The 559-nt window shown below is 50.8% G+C and carries 1 protein-coding gene; it reads left to right on the forward strand.

Going from position 1 to position 559, the window contains the following annotated elements; all coding sequences use genetic code 11:
* Positions 1 to 153: 153 nt before the first annotated feature.
* Positions 154 to 519 carry a helix-turn-helix domain-containing protein gene (locus P1S59_14695; protein MDF1527469.1) on the forward strand — a complete coding sequence of 122 codons (366 nt, stop codon included), beginning with the start codon at positions 154 to 156 and terminating at the stop codon, positions 517 to 519.
* The last annotated feature ends 40 nt before the right edge of the window (positions 520 to 559 follow it).

The following is a 559-nucleotide window of genomic DNA, read 5'->3' on the forward strand; positions in this document are numbered from 1 at the left end:
TCTAACCAACTGAGCTATGGGCCCGAACATCTCTATGTATCTTGATTCGTGTCATTTGTCAACCTTATATGCATCCCTGTTAGTCCAAAGTAGTAATGTCCCCTCTGTCCAAGTTACAAATGTCCCCTACTTCAACTTTTGCAAGGGGGCGACATGTCAGAGGAGATATTCACAATGAGCCACAAGGAACTGGATCGTGTCACCGTTATGAATGCGTTAGTCTCCGGTGCCATCAAGCAAAAAGTCGCTGCTGCTCAGTTAGGGTTGAGCATCCGCCAGATAAAGCGTTTGGTTAAGCGCTTCAAACGGGAAGGGCCGTCTGCCTTGGTCTCCCGCCGCCGGGGTCGGCCGAGCAACCGGTGTCTGCCCGAGGAAACACGCAACAAAGCGATCGAGCTCATACAGAAACGTTACCATGACTTTGGACCGACCCTTGCCCATGAGAAGCTCACCGAGAAACACGAGTTCTCCCTTTCCGTAGAGACCTTGGCAAATACCTCTTTACGAGCCAGGGGTTAAACCGTTTTTCTGAAAGCGTGATTCGGAAAGAGGACCCGAG

The sequence above is a fragment of the bacterium genome (assembly GCA_029210965.1).
Lineage (GTDB): Bacteria > BMS3Abin14 > BMS3Abin14 > BMS3Abin14 > BMS3Abin14 > JALHUC01.

Excerpts from the sequence above, each read along its gene's own strand:
- P1S59_14695 (MDF1527469.1), top strand. The coding sequence starts at position 154 with ATGTCAGAGGAGATATTCACAATGAGCCACAAGGAACTGGATCGTGTC.